The sequence below is a fragment of the Bacillus sp. GW823-FHT06A10 genome (assembly GCF_058795375.1).
This window is the reverse complement of the sequence record NZ_JBXAHT010000001.1, coordinates 2,304,232-2,327,706: the sequence shown is the minus strand read 5'-3', so window position 1 is coordinate 2,327,706 and position 23,475 is coordinate 2,304,232. Positions and strand designations below refer to the sequence as shown.

Here is a 23,475-nt window from a genome sequence, read left to right as displayed (position 1 = left end):
GAGGTATCTCACATGTACATAATAAAAATATATAACCTTTTGCATGAAATTTTAAGGACGGATTAGCAGGTGATAATAAAGTTGATCGTAAAATAGAAGTGTATATTGTGATTTATCCCGCATTAACGGGCAGCTCTATTGGTGAGGGCTGATTAAATTTTCACTTTATTTTAAGATTATTATTAAAAAGAATGGAGATTCTTTAATTATGAGAATAAAACAGTTAAAACCTAAAATGATATGGAAAAAAAGAATGTTGCTAACTCTTTTTATGGTTTTCGGATTGATTATTGCGGGGGGGATTTTCTGGAATGTTTCACCTATTCCGAAAGCGTTTCTCATAAAAAAAGCATTTGAAGGTGGAATGTTTGTTCAATCTAATAATTATAAAAACGCTCTAAAAGAGACACGAATTGTTAAAGATATCAATTATAATTCTAAATTTCCTGATGGTACATTAGACATTATTTATCCCAAAAATTTTATAGGGAAAACACCTGTTATTTTTTGGGTGCACGGGGGTGGATTTGTAGGTGGAGATAAATCAGACATTACTGGTTATGCAGTAGAATTAGCTGCTCGTGGTTATACAGTGATAAATATAAATTACGCTCTTGCTCCTAAAAGAAAGTATCCTACACCAGTACTACAACTTGGTGAGGCTTATGAATATATAAAAGCAAATGCAAAGAAATATAATGTAAAACTAGATGACCTATATTTTGCAGGAGATTCTGCGGGAGCGCAAATATCTGGACAATTTGTTACTATTCAAACATCTCCAGATTATGCGAAATTAACCGGGATTGACGCTGTTGTTGCTCCTTCTACAATTAAAGGTATACTGCTATTTTGTGGCCCGTATAATATGCCTGCATTAGCTAAAATGGAAACATCCAAAGAAGTGCAAGACTTTATGCGTACTACTGGCTGGGCTTACTTTGGGAAAAAGAAGTTTGAAACATTACCTGAAATGGAAATCGCCTCTATTTATAAACACGTTACAAAAGATTACCCACCAACGTTCATCACAGATGGAAATACTGCATCATTCGAAGATCAAGGTAAAGCATTAGCTTCTACTTTACAAAATAAAGGAGTACCTGTAGATACACTTTTCTTTGATAAAAATATCTCTGGCGAGTTAGCACATGAATTTCAATTTAAAATGAACACTCCAGCAGGTGAAGAAGCTTTTAACCAAGTTCTTAAATTTCTAAATGAAAATAAATAATATATACTATTAACTTTTTATAAGCCTAGTTTAATACCATATATGGGTGAACAAAATATTGCATTAATAATCTAATGGTAGCAAAAATAAATTTGATAAGAAGTATATAGTAAGAATGATTTGGAAATACAGATGGGGATATAACTATTTTATTTAGGACGGTGCACTTTAAATGGATTTACAGAAAGGGAAATTATATTGGAACACAACTTTTTCTAATACACCTTCTTATCCTCGGTTGGAAGAAGATATAAAATGTGACGTACTAATAATAGGAGCAGGAAGTTCAGGTGCTCAATCAGCATATTATTTGAGTGAATCAGATTTAAATATTGTTGTCGTTGATAAAAGAAAGGTAGGACACGGGAGTAACCTTACAAATACAGCACTTATTCAATATTTAGGAGATAAGATGTTTTTTGAACTTGTAAATACATTTGGAGAAGAGTATGCAGTTAAGCATATGAAATTATGTGAACAAGCTATTAATGATATTGAATATGCTGATCAAAATTTACCTTATTGCTCTGACTTTAAACGACGTGACAGTTTATATTATGCAAGTTATGAAGAGGATATAAAGAAATTAGAAAAAGAACTGTATTATTTACATAAGCATGATTTTAAAGCGACTTGGCTATCAGAGGAACAAATTGGACAGAGATATCCATTTAAAAAACGTGCAGCTATTTATACGTATAATGATGGTGAAATAAATCCTTATAAATTTACACATAGTTTATTAGAACAAGCTTCTAATAAAGGAGTTCAAATTTATGAAGATACAGAGATTGTTGGCAAAAAGTTAGAGAAAGAATGTGCTATCTTTTATACAAAGGGGGGCAATTCTATTACTGCCAATAAAGTAATTGTAGCTGCAGGATATGAAGGATTGGAATTTAAAAAGGAAAAGAACGCTACACTGATTAGCTCATATGCAGTTGTTACTAATCCTGTAGAAGATTTATCTTCTTGGTATAAACGTACTCTCATTTGGGAAACTGCGAGACCATATATTTATATGAGAACTACTGCAGATAACAGGATTATTATAGGTGGGCTAGATGAAGATACAAACATTGCTCAAGAAAGAGATTCAAAATTAATCCATAAAAAAGAGAAATTAGTAAATGAATTTAATAAGCTCTTTCCCAATATAACAGTTGAACCTGAATTTTATTTAAGTGCTTTTTATGGTGGTACTCATGATGGTTTACCTATAATTGGAATGTATGAAGAGTTTCCAAATTGTCACTTTATCTATGCGTATGGAGATAATGGATTAGTATATAGTATGGTACTTTCTAAAATTGTTCGAGATATAATTATTAAAGGTTCAAGTCCGGATTTGAATTTATATTTACAAACTAGACCAAAACTAAATGAGTAAGTTGCATGTATGCAAAATCAAGGTGGTATAAAAAAGTAATAGTTTTTACGGTTTTAATTACTTTATATAGGAAGCAATTCTACAATTATAATCTCTCCAATATATTTGGGGGGATTTATTTTTTTTTTATGATTTATTGAAAAATAGTCTAATTAGACTATAATGAGTATATAGTTTAATTAGACTATATAATTTGTTGAGTGTGAAAAAAGGAGGAAAGAGGCATGGTTGCAAAAGAGAGCAACTTACGCTTAGTGATAGCTGGGTTAATGCTAGGCATTTTAATGGCTGCAATGGATAATACAATTGTTGCCACTTCAATTGGTACAATTGTCTCAGATTTGGGTGGATTGGATAAATTCATATGGGTTACTTCTGCTTATATGGTTGCAGTTATGGCGGGTATGCCTATTTTCGGGAAATTATCTGATATGTATGGTAGAAAGAGGTTTTATATTTTTGGTTTATTAATCTTCTTAATTGGTTCTGCATTATGTGGTACTGCGCAAAGTATTGTTCAGCTAAGTATTTATCGTGCAATTCAAGGTATAGGTGGGGGGGCACTGATGCCAATCGCCTTTACCATTGTATTTGATATTTTTCCTATTGAAAAAAGAGGGAAAATGACTGGATTATTAGGGGCCGTATTTGGTTCTTCAAGTGTATTAGGACCTTTATTAGGTGCGTATATAACAGAAAATATTAGTTGGCATTGGATTTTTTACGTCAATATTCCAATTGGTCTAATGTCATTAATTTTTATTTTAAAAGCTTATAAAGAAAATAATCCACCTACTAAGCAAAATATTGATTGGTGGGGGGCGATAACACTCGTCATAGCAGTAATTAGCTTAATGTTCGCTTTAGAATTGGGAGGAAAAGAATTTAAGTGGGATTCGATACAAATCATTGGGTTATTTGCATCGTTTATTGTATTTTTTGTTGGCTTCCTATTGGTAGAAAGAAAAGTGAAAGATCCGATAATATCATTTTGGATGTTTAAGCGTAAGGAGTTTGCAATATCACAAATTATTACGTTTTTCTATGGAGCAACATTTGTTATTTTAACAGTATTTATTCCTATTTTTGTTCAGGCTGTATATGGTGGAACAGCAACTAATGCTGGATTAATTTTAACCCCAATGATGTTAGGTTCTGTAGTAGGTAGTGCAATTGGTGGAATATTTCAAACGAAAATTAGTTACCGCAACTTGATGTTATTATCTATAATATCCTTTGGGATAGGTATGTATTTGTTAGGAACGATGGATCCGCAAACAAGCCGTGTACTTTTAACGATATACATGATTATAACGGGATTTGGAGTTGGATTTTCGTTCTCTTTGCTTCCCACAGTTTCTATTCATAATATGGAACCGAGATTCCGTGGTTCAGCTACTTCGACAAATTCATTCTTTCGTTCACTAGGTATGACAATTGGAGTAACGATTTTTGGCTCCATTCAAAATAGTACCTTTACAGCTAACTTAAAGGATGCTTTTAAGGGAATAGAACATGGTTCCAGCATGTTAAATAATCTAGGTGATCCAAGTGCAATATTTCGCTCAGATGTAAGATCCAGTATCCCTACGTTTATTCTTGAAAAAATTATAGCTGCTATGTCATCTTCAATTACTACTGTTTTTCTATTAGCTTTAATTCCAATTATCGTTTCGTTTATAGCAATATTATTTATGGGAAATTCCAAAGCTGGTACAAAGGATAATAAAGTGAATTTGAAGTCATAAATTTTATAAAACAAAAAGATTCTTTACTTATTTTTAGCTTATACTATTGGTATAGGTTATTAAGGAGTGGAGAGTTATGAATACAAAGCTTTTTATGCTGGGTCTTCTTATGGAGAAAAATAGGCATCCGTATGAAGTCCAGCAACTTTTAAAAAATAGTGAAATGAAATATTATATAAAAATTACTAAAGGCTCTTTATATTATACATTTGAGCAACTTGAAAAGAAGGGCTTTATAGAGGTTGTTGATATTATTCGTAATGAACAACGCCCTGAAAGGACTATTTACGGTATTACTAAAAGTGGTAAACAAGAATTTGAGCATTTATTATTAGAGCAAATGATAAAGAAAGAGGATATGCATCGTCCTATATATGAAGCGCTACTTTTTGCACAATATGGGGAGGAAGAATTAATTCTAGAACAGCTAAAAACTAAAATTTCTCAACTGACGTTATATCTTACTACCCTTCAAAAAGTATATGAAGAAAAGTGTGGAAAAGAGAGTGTAGCTAAGTTATATATATTATCTAGTGTCATTTTACATTTAAGAACAGAGTTAAAAGTTTTACAGAGTTTATATAACACCATAAAAAATGAAAAGATAGATAATATAGGAAATGATGTACTTAGAGAGATAGAAAATCAATGTTTATAGTGAAGAAGATTATAAAATAAAAAGGATGATTCTTATAGTATTTTAAAAATAACAGAAGTACTTGTTCTCATAAAGAATGAATTGTGCTTTAAGAATTAGAAGGGATAGCCATGCAAAATAAAATTATTGTTATGTTTCAAAAAGATTTTCGTTTATATGATAACCCAGCGCTATTTGAAGCTGTTCAGTCTGGTGAGGTTCTTCCGGTATATATACAAGATGAAACTTTTTCAATAGGAAGTGCGGCAAAGTGGTGGTTACACCATGCTGTAAAAGATGTAAAGAAGCAACTTGAGGCATTGGGCTCTACTTTAATAATTCGTAAAGGACGTACGGAGGAAGAAATACTTTCTCTCATAGAACAATTAGATATAACGGCTGTATATTGGAATATTTGTTATGATCCGGACAGATTACAATCTAATCAAAAAATGAAAATGATGTTAGAGGATAAAGGTATTATCTGTAAGGAATTTAATTCGCATTTATTATTAGAACCGTGGATTATAAAAAAGAAGGATAACACTGAATATAAGGTGTTTACGCCTTTTTACAATGCATTTCAAAAGCAGGTAATACCTAAACCTATTAGCAGAGTGCAGAGTATAAAGTGGGGAAACTCTTTACCAGCAAGCTTATCTGTTTCAGAATTACACTTGTTGCCGACTATACCGTGGACATCTCATATGGAAGCAATATGGGATCCGACAGAAGAAGGGGCATATAAAACATTCAAGAAATTTTTCTCTAGCAAATTAGCCTCTTATAGTGAAGGAAGAGATTTTCCAGATCAAAATGTCCATTCGATGTTGGCACCGTATCTTTCATTTGGTCAAATATCAGTAAAGCTAATGTTTCATTACTTAATAAATAAAAGTACCGAAAGACAATGTAGTCTTTTTGAAAAACAAGTTAATAGCTTTATACGTCAATTAATTTGGCGAGAGTTTTCTTATTATTTACTATATCATTATCCATTTACAGTATCTAAACCTCTTAATAAGAGCTTTGAAAATTTCCCGTGGGATAAGGAAGAGGAGTTATTAAGCGTATGGCAGAAGGGTGAAACTGGTTATCCGTTTATTGATGCGGGAATGCGGGAGCTTTGGCAAACAGGTTTTATGCATAATCGGGCAAGAATGGCTGTAGCCTCTTTTCTTGTAAAGCATTTGTTAATTCCATGGCAAGAAGGAGCAAAATGGTTTATGGATACACTACTAGATGCTGATATTGCAAATAATACAATGGGATGGCAATGGGTTGCTGGAAGTGGGGCAGATGCATCACCGTACTTTCGTATTTTTAACCCCATCACACAAGGAGAAAAGTTTGATAAAAATGGAGAGTATATAAGAAGATGGGTACCAGAATTAAGCGATATACCGAATAAATATATACATAAACCATGGGAAGCGCCTGTGCATATTTTACAAAAGGCCAATATAAAGCTTGGGGATACATATCCTTATCCGATTGTTGATCATAAGGCAGCACGAGAGAGAGCCCTTTGTGCATATAAAAGTATGAAAGAATTTGTATAAAATGGGTTAAACAATATGTATTTGGAATTTAAATATTAGAATTTTATCCATTACAAGGGCATACTAATCATATAAAGTTTCTATAATCTTCTAGTAAAAAGGAGAATGTTTATGAAAAAATCTAGTATTATAGTATTTTTACTAACATATGGTTTGTTTTATGTTTCTAGTGTTTTATTCCCTATTGATCGTACTTGGTATGATGCGTTAGAAAAGCCGCCTTGGACACCTCCTGGTATGACAATCGGAATGATATGGGCTGTATTATTTGGACTTATTGCATTATCAGTTGCAATTATTTACAAAAACTATGGATTCAAGCCAAAAACATTTTGGTTTTTATTCCTTTTAAATTATATATTCAATCAAGCGTTCAGCTATTTTCAATTTAGCCAAAAGAATTTGTTTTTAGCAACAGTAGATTGTTTACTTGTCGCTATTACTACGTTACTTCTCATAGCGGTTTCTTCCAAATTATCTAAAGTATCGACATGGTTGCTAATACCATATTTTTTATGGTCTGCATTTGCTACATATTTATCTTGGACAATTTATAGTATAAATTAAAGACGGAACTAAAAACTTGAGCACAATAAAAATGCTCGAGTTTTTATGTGTGTTAATGATAATCCGAAATATGGAATATATACATCTTATGGAGGTCATCTTTGTGAAGAAATGGATAAAAATTACGCTGTACTCTTTACTAGCTATTTTAATTATAGGAAGTTTTACTTTTTTGACTTGGTCTCAGTTTACTTATAAACCGACGAAAGAGGCTTTGTCGTTAGTAGATGATAAAAAAGATGAAGATAATATCGTTTTTGGAGCGAAAGATGCGAAAGTAGGGGTTATTTTTTATCAAGGAGCTAAAGTAGAAGCTGAGGCTTATAGTTACTTAGGAGAAGCGCTTGCAAAAGATGGGCACTTTGTAGTAATGCCTAAGTTACCATTAAATTTAGCGATACTTGGAATAAATGAGGTAGACAGTGTAATTGAAAAGTATCCGGAAGTTCAAAAATGGTATGTTGCAGGGCATTCAATGGGAGGAGCTATGATTTCTAAGTATGCCTTCCAACATGAAGACAAGGTAGACGGGATTATTTTCTTAGGTTCGTATCCTGCAGATGACTTTTCTACAAAATCGATTCCGATGTTATCAATTTATGGGGAAGTAGATGCTTTAGCAACTGTAGAAAAAATAGAGAACAATAAAAAGTTCATGTCAAAGAATACAACTATGCACATGATAAAAGGGGGAAATCATGCTCATTTTGGCATGTATGGTGAGCAAAAAGGTGATAATGCGAGTTTAATTACGGCAAAAGCACAACGAGATGAAACAGTAAAAGTAATTGAACAATGGTTATTGGAACAATGATAACGAATTTAATAAATCTACCGAAAGAATTATCCAAACGGTAGATGGGAGAGAGAATAAAGAGCCAAATCGTATGAATTGGCTCTTTTATTTATTTGCTATCTCCAATTGTCCCCTTATTTTCTCCGGAATATCCTCTTTAGAAATAATATCGTAAGAATACACATATTTTCCTTTCACATGAATTTTTAAGTAAGTTTTTCTTATAAAATCATTAGGCGTGTTCGTTCCAACTGTATATTCTTTTTCATTACTTAATTCGTCAACAGCTTTTAGTGAGTACATAGCTTTTCCTTTATGATGATAATCTGGAACACCATATCCTTTCGCAACGGCATATACATTTTTTTCTTCAGCAATCGGATTAAATCTGTCTAAATCTCCACGTAATATGAAAGGTAGTAAGTATATAGGGAGGCCTATTCCTAGTATGCAAATTACAAATTTCTTCATGATTGTTTCTCCTTTTGTCTATTTACATTTTTGAGTATAGAAAAAAGTTCTTATGAATATAGAGGGAAATTCTTTAAGTTTTTCTTAATAAAGTTTAACTTTGTGAAAAAAACTAATTTGAGCATTAAGTTTACGAAATGAATAGCCAAATAACCTGTTTTCTTTATTTTTTGATGGTAGGTTATTAGGCTTTATATTGGTATGAGTGAATTAAGAAATAAGTGAGATTTAGGAAATAGAATGAATTTATCTTACAGTAATAAGAGAATTACCTAAATAAATGATAGTGAGAACAATTAAAGAAAGCATCTAGTGGGGTGCTTTTTTCTTTTGAAACAGAGAATCTCATGGGTAGGTTACATGTGATTTCGTGCTGTGCTTCTAGGTCATTGGAAAATCCAACAATAAAAAAAGAGGGGGAAGGCGTTTTTTATTGAAGTTTGTTAATGATAGATTTTTAACTTGAGAGGGGGATCGTAAAATAGATTATTAATCTCTTTGGTAATTTTTATTTTCCTTATAGTTGGCATATTGTATTAGAAATTTTAAATTTTGAAGGGAGAATCAATAAGTATGGGTAAGAAAAGAAGAATAAGTAATAAGTTATTACTTATCAGTGCAATTTTTACAATAGCAATTCCCTCAGTCTCATATGCGGAGGAAGTAATTTCACCTGAAAAGTTTACGAGTTCTTCAAGTTTGTATGAGGGACGGAATACGGAAATTTTGAAAACAAATTTATATCCTAATACATATAATAATCCATTTAACCACCAATTTATTTCAAAATTAAAGGAAGTAAACACAAATATAAAAAAAATAGACAATAGTGATGATGAAAATCCTATTATATCTACTACTCTTTCATTTATTCGCCATATGAATAGTGAAGATTATAAATCTGCATTTGATTTAACCTCAAGGTCATTACAGAAAATAATATCCGAAGAATGGCTGAAGAGCTATTGGGAGGGACTCCCAGTTCAATTACAAGCAGGTTCTTTTATAGAAATTGGAGAGGTTACACAAAAAGAGACAAATCCTGTTCATACAAATGTGGAGATTCAATTAGTTTTTGAAAAAATGACTGTACCTTTACTAATTAAACTAGATCCATCTGGAAAAATAGACGATTTTCAACTCAGCATGTCGTTTAGTCCTGTTGCTGAGCGTCCGTCATATAGTAAGCCTGAATCATTTGTTGATAAAGAAGTAGTAGTTGGAAGTGGTGCATTTCCATTACCAGGAACATTGTCGGTTCCAAAAGGAAATGGTCCTTTTCCAGCGGTTATTCTTGTTCAAGGATCAGGAGCAACTGATCAGGATGAAACAGCGTTTGCTTTAAAACCGTTTCGCGATTTAGCTGAAGGTCTTGCATCGAAGGGAATTGCTGTCCTTCGCTATAATAAAAGAACTTATGAACATGGGTTGAAAACACAATTTAGTCCCTTTTATACAGTTGATAAAGAGACAACAGATGATGCTCTTCTTGTAACTCAATTTCTTAAAAATGAGCCTCTAATAAATAAAAATCAAATTTATATTTTGGGTCATAGTCAAGGTGGAATGATGCTTCCGAAAATGATTGAAAAAGACCAAAATAAAAATATTGCTGGAGCAATTGTAATGGGAGGGCCAGCTCGTACGATCCAAGACGTTGTTTTAGATCAATTTGAGTACCTTTTCTCTATTGGAGCAATGAACCAGGAGCAATATAAATTCTACAAATCGCAATTTGAATTATTAAATGATCCAAATTTCTCTGGTCAGAATCCTCCAAAAGATTTTTACTTAGGATCAGCAGTATTTTGGGATTCTATTCGGAAAATTAAAGCAGCAGAAATGTCAAAAGAACAAAAGACACCACTTCTTATTATTCAAGGAGAAAGAGACTATCAAGTTCAATCAAAAATCGAAATTCCTCTTTGGAAAGAACAATTAAAAGAACGAAATAACGTTGATTATCGACTATATCCAAAGTTAAATCATTTCTTTACAGAGGGCGATGGGGAAATAAGTAAGCCGGATGAATATTATAGTCCTGCTAATATACCTGAGTATGTTATAAATGATATTGCTGCTTGGGTGCAAGGCAGATCGCAATTAAATTAGCAACCATATGTTTTAATAAAGACTTTCTTTCTGTAATCAAAATAGAAATATTTTTATTAGGTTATATGTTTTTTTTTAGCACTCTTTGAAAAGGAGTGCTTTTTTATTTTTCTATGATTTCTATAAAACAATGTGCTTACCTTCCAAACAAATCGTTATTTGGAGCGCTTTTATCAAAGCAAAGTTCTTGTGACATTTCTTTGATATTAAAAACATGAATAACCTATTGTGTAAAATTTTTCGAAAATTTAGGTTTAACATCTTTAAAATAGGTGTATTACATATTACATAACAACTAAATAAAAAAATAAAAAATCTAAAGGAGGAAAGATACCATGCATACGAATGAAAGAAAAACGGTAGTTTATGAATATCAAAATGAACAGGAAGTAGTTATGAAAGTAAAAGAGCTAGAATTGCAAGGGGTTCGCCACGATGACATTTATGTTTTAGCACATGAAAAACATATAACAAAAAGGATTGCGGATGATACAAACACAAATACGATTGGAGTAAAAGAACAAGGATTGGGCACAAGTATTATCAACTTTTTCTCCAAAAAAGGGGACGAGCTCCGAAATCAAATGGAGGAAATGGGGTTGTCGAAGGAGGAAGCTAACTTATATGAAGAAAAACTAGATCAAGGGAGAATTTTACTCCTAGTAACAGATGAAACACTAACGGCGAGTGATAGGCAGCCGCAAAACTATCATTCTCTCTAATAGATTGCAACATCTGATAAATAGGTAAGGTAATTATTTTAGGTTGTAGCATTGAAGAAAATAAAAATAGAAAAGGATGAGAAAAATGAAACATACAATATTTAAATATGCTGTGATTGGAATTACGACCGGAGTCATAGTCTCCCTATTAAAAAAAGAAAATCGGAAAGCTATACAAACAAAAGGAAAAAGCGTAAAAGAAAAACTACAAGAAGGAAACATAAAGGAAACATTGGAGAAGGTAACTGAGACAAGTAAACAATTTTCTGTAACTGCAGCTAATGTTGCAAAACAAACATTACCACAACTGCTTACAGCCACACCAGTTGTCATTTCTACCATTAAAGACTTAACAGAAAACGAAAATAATAAAAAGAAAACAGGTGAAAAGGATTACGAAATAAATGAAAATAGTAAGAACTTAGACGGGGAAAAAACGAAAAATGAAAAGAAATATGTGAAAGAAGGGAAAGAAGAGAGTGCCTAGATTTAACTCTAAAAATAGAAAGTGAGGAAAAAAGTATGAAATCTCTGTATGCAATTGATGTAGGAATTGGCTTTACCAAAAGGGCATATCGACAGGATGTAGATTCTGAGATGACGGTCAAGAGTGAAGCTTCCACACTAGCCCCTGTACCTAATCATGCTGAAAGTGAAGATTTAACAAAGGTAAGTTTTATAGACTTAGACTTTGCATACTACATGGGAAATGAAGCACATCAATCTGACGCTTCATTTCTTCCTCCATTTGACGATGAAATAGAAAATTATTATGAAAGCGAAGAGTTTAAACAACAAATATTTGGTTGCATTGCAAAGGATTATAAAGAAAATGTCGTGTTACCTCTAGTTGTTACCGGGCTTCCCATCACTTGTTTTGGTAGTCAGCATGAGCAATTACAACGTGCACTAAAAAAAGAAACTTCCGTGCAAATTGATGGGAAATTTATTAATATTACGGTGGAAAATGCTTTGATTCTTCAGCAACCGGTCGCTTTACATGCCTATCTCTTAAAAGAGGGAATCATTCAGGAACGAGATCGCATCTTAATTATTGATGGTGGATTTCGTACATTAGAAATGACAGATATGAAACAGAATCTCATTTTAAATCATTATGAGACGGAACTAGGATGTAGCAAGCCTTTGAAAAATATTAAGAATATCGTGCAGAATCATGAGGGTGAAAGTAATCAATTGCATATTAACGACATGCCAAACATATTAGAAAAAGGATATGAATGTCGAGAAGAAAATCATGAGACAAGTCAGGTTCATACTTTGATTCAAAAAGAGTTGGATGCACACTTCCAAGACGTCATACGTGTATTACAAGAACAATTTACGTTAGAACAGTATGATACTATCATTTGGACAGGAGGAATAGTAGATCTCCACAAAAAACGAATTGAAAAAATGCAAAGTGAAATTTCTTCTTTCCGTATGGTAGACGCTTCGAAAGAGGCTGCACTTCATGGATACTACATTATTGGGAGTCAAGTATTTGACGACATCACCAATCAATCTGCATATGAATCCAAATTATAATAACGACTGAAATGGAGTTCGTTGAATAGACGTGCCAAATTATGTAGCTTCTTTTCCACATATAATAAATTCTTTATAAGAAAAGATAAAAAGTGCTTGTATAGAGGAAATGTTTAAAATTGAAAATAAAAATAACTAATATATAGGGGGTCTTCCTTTTAAAAGAATAAGACCTCCTATGTCATTTATTTTATAATTTAGATGATCTAAAAACTTTTCCTTCAAGACATGAATACCTACATACAAATTTCGTATTACGGATATGATTCGATCAAACATAAAACTATTTAGAAAGGAAGAATAGTATGGAATGCATAAAAATGACGAAATGGAGTTGGTATCATGTGAAAACTAGTGAGCTTGAAAAACTTTCTTCTATAATCCCTCGTGATGTAACATCTTATTTCTCTCAATTTGTAAAGAAAATAAGTTCTCCTTGTGAAAATGGATTATATGTTTATACGTTATCACCAAGTCAAACTTGTGTATATGGTTCGTTTTTATATGATCAAGATAAAAAGGACGCCAAAATTCAAAAATTTCTTCATTATTTCGTAGCTCATGGAATACTGATAACAGTTCAGGAAAAGGAGGAAGAGGATTTCCAAAAATTAATACATAATATCCCTATGGGTACAAAAAATTGTAATAGTTCTGCTGAAGGATTATGTGCTATCTTATCAATGTTTATATCTCATTATTTGCGAAAGGTTGACTACTTTGAAAACAATTTCAGAAATGTATTATGGGATTTTTATCATCATAATAACATAGCAGTTTTAGAAAGGATTTATCATATTCGTCATGAATTATTTATGAACACACATGTGTTTCGCTTAATACAAGAAGTGTTACAAGGCCTAAAAGAAGCTTGGTTAGAAAAACTAACAAACACCCTTTGTTATAAACAAACACACGTAAAATTAGAGCGTGGATTACAACTTGTTAAAGAGTACCAAGAAGAATTAGACACGATGATTCATTTGCAAGAAGTTGTTTCTTCTCATCGTGGGAATGAAATTATGAAAGCTCTTACTGTATTAACTGCTGTGAGTACGCCTTTGACAGCCTTAGGAGCATTATGGGGTATGAATTTTAAATACATGCCTGAACTGGAATGGAAATATAGCTATTTAATCGCTCTCTTATTTATTATTCTCACAACAGGGGGGATGTATATGTATATGCGATTCAAAGGATGGACAGGTGACTTATTACGAGTAAAGAAAAAGAAATCTTTTTTTAAATCTAATTAATCCGCTTAATTATTAGACTTGGTACAATTGTAAACGACACCTAATATATCAAAGACTGTTTTCCTCTCATACCAATGAGATTTTCGTCCGTTTTGTTATAGGAGATTGAACAGGCGAATTAACACCTTTGATAGCTATTAGGTGTTTTTCTGTATGGCTTGATAAATAAGAAGAAAATAATCTTTAATCTATATATGACCTTATATTCACTCAGTTCTTGTTTCTTTTCATAAGAAGTAATTGATGCATTTGAACCATAGTAGCCGAACAGAGTAGGATCGCGATCAGTTGCCCATAGAAATAGTAGGATGCTATTCCGATAATTGTAGTTTGCTAATAATTTTACCTTACATAAATGTAATACAAATGAAAGGTAAATGAATATGTAAAATTCCATAAAACAATTATTCTATATAAGGAGCAAATACGAATTAAAGAAACGGTATACGTATAGATGATTTGCAGCAATTATCTTAACTAGTTAAACCACCTTTAAACAATAATTCTAAGGAGATTAGAAATGAGAAAAATCATTAACCTATGTATGATTGGAGCCCTCTTATTTGGTTTATACTTGGCGTTCACGCCTAAAGAACCAAGAAATGGAATTTTGATGTTAGGAGATAAACAAGCTTTACAAGATATACGAAGTGAAAATAAAAGTGAAATTAAGTCTATCGATTTATATAAAGTTAAAACAGCACAATATAATGGAGAATCAGTATTTATTATGGATCAAAAAACAGGTGAAGCCGTAATAAAAAAAGGGATATTACGAGAGGGAGAAGATCATTTTACACCGATTTCAGATCCAATAAAGTCTATGCCTACAATAACAAATGATACTGCTGTGTTATTCGCGGGTGAAAAAAGTGAAAATATAAAAAAAATAGTAATTGCTGACAAGGAAATACCGGTAAAATATGATAGTAATACTTGGTTTGGGCATTATCGTAACTCGAATTATGAACAGTGTATTTTAATTGTCAATAATTCTATGTTTACTCAAATTCCTATACAAGAAACCTATATGGGAATTTTTGAACTTAACAAAGTTTATGGAAATAATCATGGAGTTGTTGATACCGAGGATAAAAAATCAGTACAAGTGGAGAAAGAATTTCAAAAGATTATTGAGAGTAGAAAAGATAATTCACAGTTTTTAGAAGCGTTATCAATTATAAAATAATAAGCCTAAAAAAAGGTGAAAACTAACTAAAAAATAATATAAATATTACGGAGGATTCATATGGCTGGCGTTATAGGACATACAGTAGTTACAGCAACTGTAGGATTAGTATATAAAAAACATTTAAATATCACAACTTTATTTTTCGGTATGGCGATTCCAGATGCTATAAGCATGTTCATTGGAAAGGTACCGCTTATACCAGGAGGAGCGGTAGATGAGAGTTTTATAGGTGGACTAGCTTGCGCTTTAGTTTTGACTTTACTAATTATGATAGGTCTTAAAACAATACCTAGATTAATGAAACTGTTTACTTATAAACAGAGCTCTTCATTAAAAATTATTTTTATTTCTGCTTTAATAGGTACAGAATTACATGTATTGATGGACCTTATTGCCATAAACGGATGGCTGAATGGAACTATATTATAATAGTTTGATTTTAATGAAATATATAATTTAGGAATATCACTTCTTTTATTGTAAGGAGTGGTTTTTTTATATAGAGGCTAAATTCTCACAAATAACTGTAAAGGGAAAAATTTCGTTATGGGGGTGTCTCAAAATCTTAGCTTGATGGCGATGGGGTAGTCCCATATCCCCATCAAGTTAAAGTTTTGATGTCCCCGCAATGATAAAAATGGTGAATATTTATATGAAAGATTAGAGCTCTCCTTCTTGTAGGAGGGCTCTAATCTTTGTTTAAAAACTATATCATATACATGGGCAGACTCAATATGTGAACTTTGTCCGGATTCAATTTAGAATATAAAAAAGGAGAACTTGCGTTAGAATACAAGCTCTCTTTAAAAGAAATAACGTAATTGAGATACTTATATATTAACAATTGTTTTCTTCTAATTCCATATGTTATATGTTGAGAAATAAATTATAAATGGATTGATAAAGCTAAAATGAATGATTGACATAATATTTAGACGATAATATAATAAATCTCGAATTCAAGATAACTTGTAAAGGATTGGTAATTATGAGTGTGATTAATGATGAGAGCTTATCTTTAAAGTTATTTGTTACATTATCAAGGGCAGCACAGGCAATTACTAAGCGTATTGAAGAGGATATAAAAAGTTATGGACTTAATCCAACTGAATTTGCAGTGCTTGAGCTACTATATAGTAAAGGCGATCAGCCTATACAAAAAATTGGAGATAAAATATTACTTGCAAGTAGTAGTATCACGTATGTAGTGGATAAGTTGGAAAAGAAGAGGTTCTTAATACGAAAACCATATCCTAAAGACCGCCGTGTCACGTATGCGTCAATTACTTCAGAAGGTATTGAATTAATGGATATTATTTTTCCTCAGCATAAAGAGGCGATTCGGCAAATATTTGGTGGTTTGGACTATATTGAGAAAAAAATGATAATCGAAAAGTTGAAAAAATTAGGGTATTATGCACTAGAACTATAAAAGTTTAGAAATATATCTCGAATTAGTAATGTCCTAATTAAATATAAATTAAATAAATAGGAGGAAAAATTAATAAATGGTAGTAAATTTATTATAATACAAAATGAATAAAGCGTGTAATTTCAATCGGTATAATATGAAATGAAGTTGTTATGTTAACGTATACATATCGTCCTTTAAATTATAAATCTTTCATAAAGCGGAGAGTGGGTATCAAGAATGGAATTACGTCATTTAGAGTATTTTATTCAAGTTTGTAATAATAATAGTTTCACTAAAGCTGCGGAAGTTCTAGGTATTTCACAGCCGACTTTAAGTCAACAAATACGTGTTTTAGAAGGTGAACTTGATACACCCTTGTTTCATCGAGTTGGAAGAGGTATCAAAATGACAGAAGCGGGTAAGCTGCTATTTGATAAAGGAAAATTTATTATGCAACAATTTGATGACGTTTATAATGAAATTTTTGAATTAAAGGGTGTAAAAAGAGGTGTGATTACTATAGGAGGTCTATTAGAGGATCTCACTTATTTAACACCTTATATTATGAAGTTTCAACAACATTATCCCAACATCGTAGTAAAAATTATAGAATCCGAAGTTGCTGTAAATCAAATCGTTGACAAAAATATTGATTTCGGGATTACACGTAGTGCTCAAATTCCAGACACATTAACAAGCACCCTTTTGTATAGTGAAGAGCTCGTCCTTGTAATTCCAAAAAATCATCCTTTGAATGAAAAATCATTTGTTTCTTTTAGAGAATTAGTAGGGCTGAGTAGAATAATGGTTTCATGTAGTTGTCGTGAATCTATTAAGATATATTGTGAGAGTTTAGGGTTATCTTTATCTGAAGCAAATATAGAAACAAAATCTTCTATTTCTCTATTGAGCCTTGTATACAATGGACATGGGGTTGCCATAATACCTCTTTCACTGGTTAACTTTGTTAATAATGATACTTTGAGCATAGTTCGTATTACTGACCCAACACCAAGCCAAGATATTAATCTTATTCACTTTGATGATAAATTTTTAAGTTTTGCAGCACGTATCTTTATGCAGAAGTTAAATGATTCGCAAAAAGTATCAGTGTAATAGAAATAATAATGATTCTAGTGTAACAATTGAAAAATTAAGATCTATATTAAAGTCAAAGGGCAGTGGATTTATATGTGTGGTGTAGTCGATCAAGAGGGGGATACCATTGACTTTTAATTAAGGAAAAAAGGACAGACTTTGCAAGGAGAGAAGGCTATCAAAAACAAGTTAAGTTAATCAATCAATTCTTCGGTCTTATCGCATAGTAACAGGTTCCATGTAGGGATATACAATGTTATTTCGAATCTACATACCCTTATTGTAGAAAGAAAACCACCGGCATTATACCGGTGGTTTTGACTTAGAAAGCAAAGCAAGTACAACCAATCCCCCATTTAGTTCCATCTTTTCCTATTACGGTATGAGTGTGTTGATGGAGAGGGTTACTACAACTATGTAACTTGTTATCATGGGAATCGTGGGAAAGTATAGTGTTGGCTAGGTTAGCACCACCATAACCGTAAATGCCCGTCGGTGACCAATCAGGTGATGCTGGCGGCAATTCAGGTGATAAATTTTTAAATTCATCATTTCCATAAACAACCTGTCCACCCATAATGGTGAGTAATGATTCAAGGTTTTTGATTTCTTCTTCTGGCACAGTAAAGTAGTCAGCAGACAATACAGCAATATCAGCAAACTGACCTACTGCCAGGGTTCCTTTTTTACCTTCATCACCAGAGAACCACGCACTTCCTTTTGAATATAATTCCAGGGCTACTTTTCTATCAAGTTTATTTTTTTCATCGTATATCGAAAGACCACCAATGGTTTTTCCAGCAACCATCCAGTAAAGAGCAACCCAAGGGTTATAGCTGGAAACCCTAGTTGCATCACTACCGGCGCCAACAGGTATACCAAGTTCTAACATACGATAAATCGGAGGTGTATGCTTTGCAGCTTCCTTTCCGTATAAATCAACAAAGTATTCACCTTGAAAAGCCATGCGGTCTTGGATGGCAATACCGCCATTTAAAGCCTTAACACGTTCCATACTACGATCTGAGATTGTTTCTGCATGATCAAACCACCAGCGTAGACCATTAAAAGGAATTTCTCTGTTAACTTCCTCAAATACATTTAAGAAACGTGTGATTGACTCATCATAAGTTGCATGTAAACGGAAGGGCCAACGGTTTTCCACCAATAGAGAAATTACTTTCTTTAAGTCAGCTTCCATCATCGTAGCTAGTTCAGGCCGTGGCATTTGAAATTTTTCAAAATCGGCTGCTGAGAATACTAACATCTCTCCGGCACCATTCATTTTATACTTATCAGTTCCTTGACCTGGAGAAACAATTTTTGCCCATGAAGCAAAGTCTTCATATTCATGATTTGGATTTTGCGTAAATAGATTATACGCAATACGCAAAGTTAATTGATCTTTCTCAGCTAAATGTTCAACAACTTTATAATCATCCGGATAATTTTGGAATCCACCACCTGCGTCGATGGCACTTGTAATACCTAATCTATTTAATTCACGCATAAAATGGCGAGTTGAGTTAATCTGGTCGTCAAGATTAAGTACTGGAGCTTTACCCAAACTTGAATAAAGAATAGAAGCGTTAGGGTTAGCAATTAAAAGGCCCGTTGGATTACCTCTTTTATCCCGCTGAATTAAACAGCCTGGAGGGTCTGGGGTATCTTTCGTGTATCCCAGTGCACGTAGCCCTGCACGATTTACAAGTGCTCTATCGTAAAGATGTAGCACAAAGACAGGAGTGTCTTCAGAAACGGCATTAATTTCTTCCAAAGTTGGCAACCGTCTCTCTTTAAATTGAAATTCAGACCAACCTCCAACTACTCTTACCCACTGAGGAGCAGGTGTACGCCTTGCCTGTTCTTTGAGCATTTCTAGAGCAATAAAAAGTGATGGCACGCCTTCCCAACGTAATTCCATATTATAATGCAGACCACCACGAATAACGTGTATATGGGAGTCATTCAGGCCTGGAATAGCTCTCTTTCTTTTAAGGTCTATTTTTTTTGTTTTTTCCGTGGCACTATTAAGAAGCTCATCTCCACCTACTGCAGTGACTAAACCATCAGTTATGGCGATAGCAGATACCTCAGGCTGAGATGGGTCAAGGGTAGTAATTTTTCCGTTATATAAGATCATATCCGGTAAATTCATGTTCACACCTCGTCTACTTTCTATTATTTTGTAACCATGGATGAAATAATTTACCGAAAATCGGCATGACTACCCATGATAGCAAGGACACTATACATACAGAAACGAAAAAAGCGGACATAATAGGATTCATATGTTTTATAATAGGTCCTATCACTTTAGGAACTAACATGCTAAGAGGCCATACACCCAGAAGGGTAACGATAGACATTTTCCATTTTGGCGGTGGAACTGGCGTTTTCGGAGTAACAAACCAATAAGCCAAACTACTTTCAGTTTTGTAACTTGGATTAGTAGCTTGAAATTGTGCTGCCGTTTTTAACAAATCCCGGCGAATGTCTGATTCTTGCCAAGCACGTAGATGCTCATACGTATCAAATCGAAAAATAACAGTATACTCTCTCGATTCGTTACTTGGAACTATTAGATTTACACCTAAATGCCCTGGGAATTTAGTAGCGGCAGCTTCGATTTCATGTCTCCATGTTTCAAACTGTTTTTCTTTACCTTGTTGAATTTCCCATGTAACAATCGTTGTTACTGGATCAGCAGCATCCATCGTGTTCCCTGTATAAGTCTCTTCGACAGCTACTCCTTCTTGTTTCATATTTTCCTGCTTGGAAGCGCGCCGTGCACCATAGTATATGCGTATTCTACTCCTTGACCATAAGCGCCAGTGTGCTCCTTTACAATTTCCATTACAGCATCATAAGTGTCTTTGTGTGCCCAGTCACGTTGGTATTCAAGTAAAACTTGAATTGCTGTCACTGGAATTGCACCAGCTTGTTCTACACGACGCATAGCAGCGTTATGTGCTGTCAGACTAGTACCACCTGAAGCATCATCAACTGCATACACTTCATAGCCAGCTTTAATTGCTTCAAGCACAGGGAATGCAAGGCAAACTTCAGTCCAAAGTGCTGCAAATATTAATTTCTTTCTACCTGTTGCTTTAACTGCTTCAACAAATTTTGGATCTTCCCAAGAGTTCATTGAACTGCGTTCTATAATTTCATGGTTTGGGAATATGTCAAGAATTTGTGGCCAAAAATAACCAGAAAAGCTGCGTGTCTCAACTGTAGTAAGAATAGTAGGTACGTTAAAAGTTTTTGCTGATTTAGCAAGTAGCATAACGTTATTAATCAATGTTTGTCTATCAATACTTGCAACTCCAAAAGTCATTTGAGGTTGAAAATCAATCAAAATTAATGCACTGTTCTCCGGATTTAACAATTCTAAATTACTCATAATAAAACGCCCCTTTTTTAATTGTTTAAAATAGATATTATTGAAAATAATATATTTTCTGTTAATTTGAAATTGTAATCGTAAAAATAAAATTTTTGCTATACCTTTTAAATTAAAAGAGAGTGCTGATTTAATCAGCACTAAATGTATACTATCCATTTTTTTGAAAGTGATTTAAAGCTATTTCTTTGAAATACATTTATGCATTTTGTTTACTAAGATCTCGCTGAGCTCCCCTATAGCTTCCAATTATATTTTGATAGCCTGGAAGATTGCTAGCAAGCAAATTGCCAAAACCTTCGACATCGTTGCGCCAATCGCGTTGTAATTCGCAAGCTACGCTAAACCAGTTCATAAGTTGCACACCACTATGTGCCATACGAGTATTGGCAGCATCTGCAACTTGTTTACTGAAAGTTCCTGAAGCATCCGTAACAGCAAATACTTCATATCCAGCTTTTATAGCGGAAAGTGCCGGGAAAGCAACACAAACGTCCGTAACTACGCCTGCGATGATAAGTTGTTTTTTTCCAGTTTCTTCGATTGCTTTTACAAAATCATCATTATCCCATGCGTTAATTTGTCCAGGTCGAGCTATTTTTGGTGCATGAGGAAAGAGATCAACCAATTCTTGCATTAAAGGTCCATTAGGCCCGTTTTCGAAACTTGTTGTTAAAATAACTGGTAAATCAAAAAACTTAGCAGTATGAGCAAGAGCTAAAACATTGTTCTTGAATTCATCAACACCATAGTCACGTACTAGTCCGGACATAAGACCAGTTTGATGATCTACTAAAAGCACGACAGCATCATCTTTGTTAATACGAGAATAGAGATCAGTCATTATGTATTCCTCCTAAAAATTAAGTAATCAAAGAAAGTTTAAATAGTCGAATACTATCATAAGTTTCTTCGTTTATAACTAAGCTGACCAATAATATTGGTTATAGCAGCATTCACAGAACATGAAGTGCTATACAAATTTATAGTATTTGAAAACTGATTCGTTAATCAATTCTAAATTATCTATAATTTGTATAGGTTGTAACTATAGTTGTTTTCACTATAAAATAGATTGGTTTTACCTATACATCCTATAGATAGAATGATATTGATAGTCACCTATTTTTGTTATTACAATTGAATAGGAGTAATGTTCAGTAATTATTTTATGATGAAAAAGGTATTAGAGGGGGGATTGTTCCAAAAGGAGAAAATGAATGCATTGGAACAATAGAGTTTCATACTTAGAGTTCACAACATAAACGTGCATGAATAGGTTATGACATTCATCCGGATTATTGAAAAAAAGGATACATATTAGAATATTTTTGGGAGGTAGAAGCATGGCTAAAATTACTGTAGGAACCGAAAATCAAGAACCAATTGAGATATATTATGAGGATCATGGCACAGGAAAACCAGTTGTACTCATTCATGGTTGGCCGTTAAGTGGTCGATCTTGGGAATACCAAGTTCCCGCTCTTGTTGAGGCTGGATACAGAGTTATAACATATGATCGTCGAGGATTTGGACAATCATCTCAGCCGTGGGAAGGGTATGAATATGATACCTTTACTTCTGATTTACATCAACTATTAGAACATTTAGAGCTTCAAAATGTCACACTTGTTGGTTTTTCTATGGGGGGAGGCGAAGTAGCCCGGTATATTAGTACGTATGGAACAGATCGTATTGAAAAGGTTGTTTTTGCTGGGGCAGTTCCTCCATATTTATACAAATCAGAGGATCATCCTGAAGGGGCCTTAGATGATGCAACAATTGAAGCATTCAAAAGTGGTGTGATAAATGACCGCCTTGCATTTCTTGATGAATTTACTAAGGGATTTTTCGCGGCTGGTAATCGAACAGATTTAGTTAGTGAGCCATTCCGTTTATATAATTGGGATATTGCAGCCAGTGCATCACCTAAAGGAACACTTGATTGTATTACCGCCTTTAGTAAGACAGATTTTAGAAAAGACTTGGAGAAGTTTAATATACCTACTCTTATTATTCACGGTGATTCTGATGCAACTGTACCATATGAATATAGTGGGAAATTAACACATGAAGCAATTCCTAATTCTAAAGTAGCCTTAATAAAGGGTGGTCCACATGGGCTAAATGCAACGCATGCTAAAGAATTTAATGAAGCACTCCTATTATTTTTAAAGGACTGATTACAACTATATAATTGTTAATTGATAAATTATAAACAAGTAAAAATAAATCTAAAAAAAAGATGCTCTTGGATAAAGCCAGGAGCATCTTTTTTTAATGCGGAGTAGTGCACCACCGTAATCAATTCAAAGGATAGAA

At 33.2% G+C, this 23,475-nt stretch carries 22 protein-coding genes and 1 pseudogene; 17 read left to right on the top strand and 6 right to left on the bottom strand.

The window, feature by feature from the left end:
* Window positions 1-208 precede the first annotated feature (208 nt).
* The 7 genes from AC1Q8M_RS11850 to AC1Q8M_RS11820 all read left to right on the top strand — a co-directional run bounded on the left by AC1Q8M_RS11850 (window position 209) and on the right by AC1Q8M_RS11820 (window position 7,952).
* Window positions 209-1,234 carry an alpha/beta hydrolase gene (locus tag AC1Q8M_RS11850; RefSeq protein ID WP_098360719.1) on the top strand — a complete coding sequence of 342 codons (1,026 nt, stop codon included), beginning with the start codon at window positions 209-211 and terminating at the stop codon, window positions 1,232-1,234.
* A 172-nt stretch (window positions 1,235-1,406) separates the two neighbouring features.
* A complete protein-coding gene (locus AC1Q8M_RS11845) occupies window positions 1,407-2,624 on the top strand; it encodes an NAD(P)/FAD-dependent oxidoreductase (RefSeq protein ID WP_061660766.1) in 1,218 nt (405 codons plus the stop codon).
* Between the two features lie 224 nt (window positions 2,625-2,848).
* Window positions 2,849-4,372, top strand: coding sequence for an MDR family MFS transporter (locus AC1Q8M_RS11840; RefSeq protein ID WP_000225812.1), 1,524 nt, complete (start codon window positions 2,849-2,851; stop codon window positions 4,370-4,372).
* A 76-nt stretch (window positions 4,373-4,448) separates the two neighbouring features.
* Complete coding sequence (locus AC1Q8M_RS11835; protein ID WP_001093176.1) at window positions 4,449-5,030, top strand: PadR family transcriptional regulator; 582 nt, start codon at window positions 4,449-4,451, stop codon at window positions 5,028-5,030.
* 110 nt (window positions 5,031-5,140) lie between these two features.
* Window positions 5,141-6,571 carry a cryptochrome/photolyase family protein gene (locus AC1Q8M_RS11830; RefSeq protein WP_071714143.1) on the top strand — a complete coding sequence of 477 codons (1,431 nt, stop codon included), beginning with the start codon at window positions 5,141-5,143 and terminating at the stop codon, window positions 6,569-6,571.
* A gap of 111 nt (window positions 6,572-6,682) precedes the next feature.
* The gene (locus AC1Q8M_RS11825) at window positions 6,683-7,138 is read left to right on the top strand and encodes a TspO/MBR family protein (protein ID WP_141532439.1); all 456 of its coding nucleotides are present in this window, start codon (window positions 6,683-6,685) and stop codon (window positions 7,136-7,138) included.
* A gap of 103 nt (window positions 7,139-7,241) precedes the next feature.
* Window positions 7,242-7,952 (top strand): alpha/beta hydrolase, encoded by a 711-nt coding sequence (locus tag AC1Q8M_RS11820; RefSeq protein WP_000758821.1) that lies wholly within the window; start codon window positions 7,242-7,244, stop codon window positions 7,950-7,952.
* Window positions 7,953-8,039: 87 nt separating this feature from the next.
* Here the strand turns inward: AC1Q8M_RS11820 and AC1Q8M_RS11815 are convergent, their stop codons facing one another.
* Entirely contained in the window at window positions 8,040-8,405 is a 366-nt protein-coding gene (locus tag AC1Q8M_RS11815) for a YxeA family protein (RefSeq protein WP_000714887.1), read from the bottom strand.
* Between the two features lie 573 nt (window positions 8,406-8,978).
* Here AC1Q8M_RS11815 and AC1Q8M_RS11810 point away from each other — a divergent pair.
* From AC1Q8M_RS11810 to AC1Q8M_RS11790, 5 genes are all read left to right on the top strand, one after another.
* A complete protein-coding gene (locus tag AC1Q8M_RS11810; protein WP_000516847.1) occupies window positions 8,979-10,517 on the top strand; it encodes an alpha/beta hydrolase in 1,539 nt (512 codons plus the stop codon).
* A gap of 335 nt (window positions 10,518-10,852) precedes the next feature.
* Window positions 10,853-11,239: a YflT domain-containing protein gene (locus tag AC1Q8M_RS11805; RefSeq protein ID WP_000557322.1), complete on the top strand. Its 387-nt coding sequence runs from the start codon at window positions 10,853-10,855 to the stop codon at window positions 11,237-11,239.
* Window positions 11,240-11,324: 85 nt separating this feature from the next.
* On the top strand, window positions 11,325-11,726 hold the full coding sequence (locus tag AC1Q8M_RS11800; protein WP_000683216.1) for a hypothetical protein: 402 nt from the start codon (window positions 11,325-11,327) through the stop codon (window positions 11,724-11,726).
* Window positions 11,727-11,761: 35 nt separating this feature from the next.
* The gene (locus tag AC1Q8M_RS11795; protein ID WP_000839448.1) at window positions 11,762-12,787 is read left to right on the top strand and encodes a ParM/StbA family protein; all 1,026 of its coding nucleotides are present in this window, start codon (window positions 11,762-11,764) and stop codon (window positions 12,785-12,787) included.
* Between the two features lie 305 nt (window positions 12,788-13,092).
* Window positions 13,093-14,043, top strand: coding sequence for a magnesium transporter CorA family protein (locus AC1Q8M_RS11790; protein WP_098360721.1), 951 nt, complete (start codon window positions 13,093-13,095; stop codon window positions 14,041-14,043).
* Window positions 14,044-14,048: 5 nt separating this feature from the next.
* Here AC1Q8M_RS11790 and AC1Q8M_RS11785 read toward each other — a convergent pair.
* A pseudogene (locus tag AC1Q8M_RS11785) lies at window positions 14,049-14,346 on the bottom strand (IS4 family transposase); the annotation flags it as partial.
* 217 nt (window positions 14,347-14,563) lie between these two features.
* On the opposite strand from AC1Q8M_RS11785, the gene AC1Q8M_RS11780 reads away from it, so the two are divergent.
* The 4 genes from AC1Q8M_RS11780 (at window position 14,564) to AC1Q8M_RS11765 (ending at window position 17,765) form a co-directional block, all read left to right on the top strand.
* Window positions 14,564-15,232 (top strand): lipoprotein BA_5634 family protein, encoded by a 669-nt coding sequence (locus tag AC1Q8M_RS11780; protein ID WP_075720177.1) that lies wholly within the window; start codon window positions 14,564-14,566, stop codon window positions 15,230-15,232.
* A 60-nt stretch (window positions 15,233-15,292) separates the two neighbouring features.
* Window positions 15,293-15,664 carry a hypothetical protein gene (locus AC1Q8M_RS11775; protein WP_000929330.1) on the top strand — a complete coding sequence of 124 codons (372 nt, stop codon included), beginning with the start codon at window positions 15,293-15,295 and terminating at the stop codon, window positions 15,662-15,664.
* 559 nt (window positions 15,665-16,223) lie between these two features.
* Window positions 16,224-16,667: a MarR family winged helix-turn-helix transcriptional regulator gene (locus AC1Q8M_RS11770; RefSeq protein WP_061660759.1), complete on the top strand. Its 444-nt coding sequence runs from the start codon at window positions 16,224-16,226 to the stop codon at window positions 16,665-16,667.
* 219 nt (window positions 16,668-16,886) lie between these two features.
* Window positions 16,887-17,765: a LysR family transcriptional regulator gene (locus AC1Q8M_RS11765; protein ID WP_061660758.1), complete on the top strand. Its 879-nt coding sequence runs from the start codon at window positions 16,887-16,889 to the stop codon at window positions 17,763-17,765.
* A 304-nt stretch (window positions 17,766-18,069) separates the two neighbouring features.
* Here the strand turns inward: AC1Q8M_RS11765 and AC1Q8M_RS11760 are convergent, their stop codons facing one another.
* The 4 genes from AC1Q8M_RS11760 to ycaC all read right to left on the bottom strand — a co-directional run bounded on the left by AC1Q8M_RS11760 (window position 18,070) and on the right by ycaC (window position 21,997).
* Entirely contained in the window at window positions 18,070-19,905 is a 1,836-nt protein-coding gene (locus tag AC1Q8M_RS11760; RefSeq protein WP_001052853.1) for an amidohydrolase, read from the bottom strand.
* A gap of 13 nt (window positions 19,906-19,918) precedes the next feature.
* Entirely contained in the window at window positions 19,919-20,512 is a 594-nt protein-coding gene (locus tag AC1Q8M_RS11755) for an antibiotic biosynthesis monooxygenase (protein WP_492334146.1), read from the bottom strand.
* Window positions 20,509-21,153 (bottom strand): hydrolase, encoded by a 645-nt coding sequence (locus AC1Q8M_RS11750; RefSeq protein ID WP_000067162.1) that lies wholly within the window; start codon window positions 21,151-21,153, stop codon window positions 20,509-20,511. The genes AC1Q8M_RS11755 and AC1Q8M_RS11750 overlap by 4 nt, the downstream gene beginning before the upstream one ends.
* Before the next feature lie 199 nt (window positions 21,154-21,352).
* The gene (ycaC, locus tag AC1Q8M_RS11745; RefSeq protein WP_000131214.1) at window positions 21,353-21,997 is read right to left on the bottom strand and encodes an isochorismate family cysteine hydrolase YcaC; all 645 of its coding nucleotides are present in this window, start codon (window positions 21,995-21,997) and stop codon (window positions 21,353-21,355) included.
* Window positions 21,998-22,499: 502 nt separating this feature from the next.
* On the opposite strand from ycaC, the gene AC1Q8M_RS11740 reads away from it, so the two are divergent.
* On the top strand, window positions 22,500-23,336 hold the full coding sequence (locus tag AC1Q8M_RS11740) for a bromoperoxidase (protein ID WP_098366012.1): 837 nt from the start codon (window positions 22,500-22,502) through the stop codon (window positions 23,334-23,336).
* Window positions 23,337-23,475: the final 139 nt, after the last annotated feature.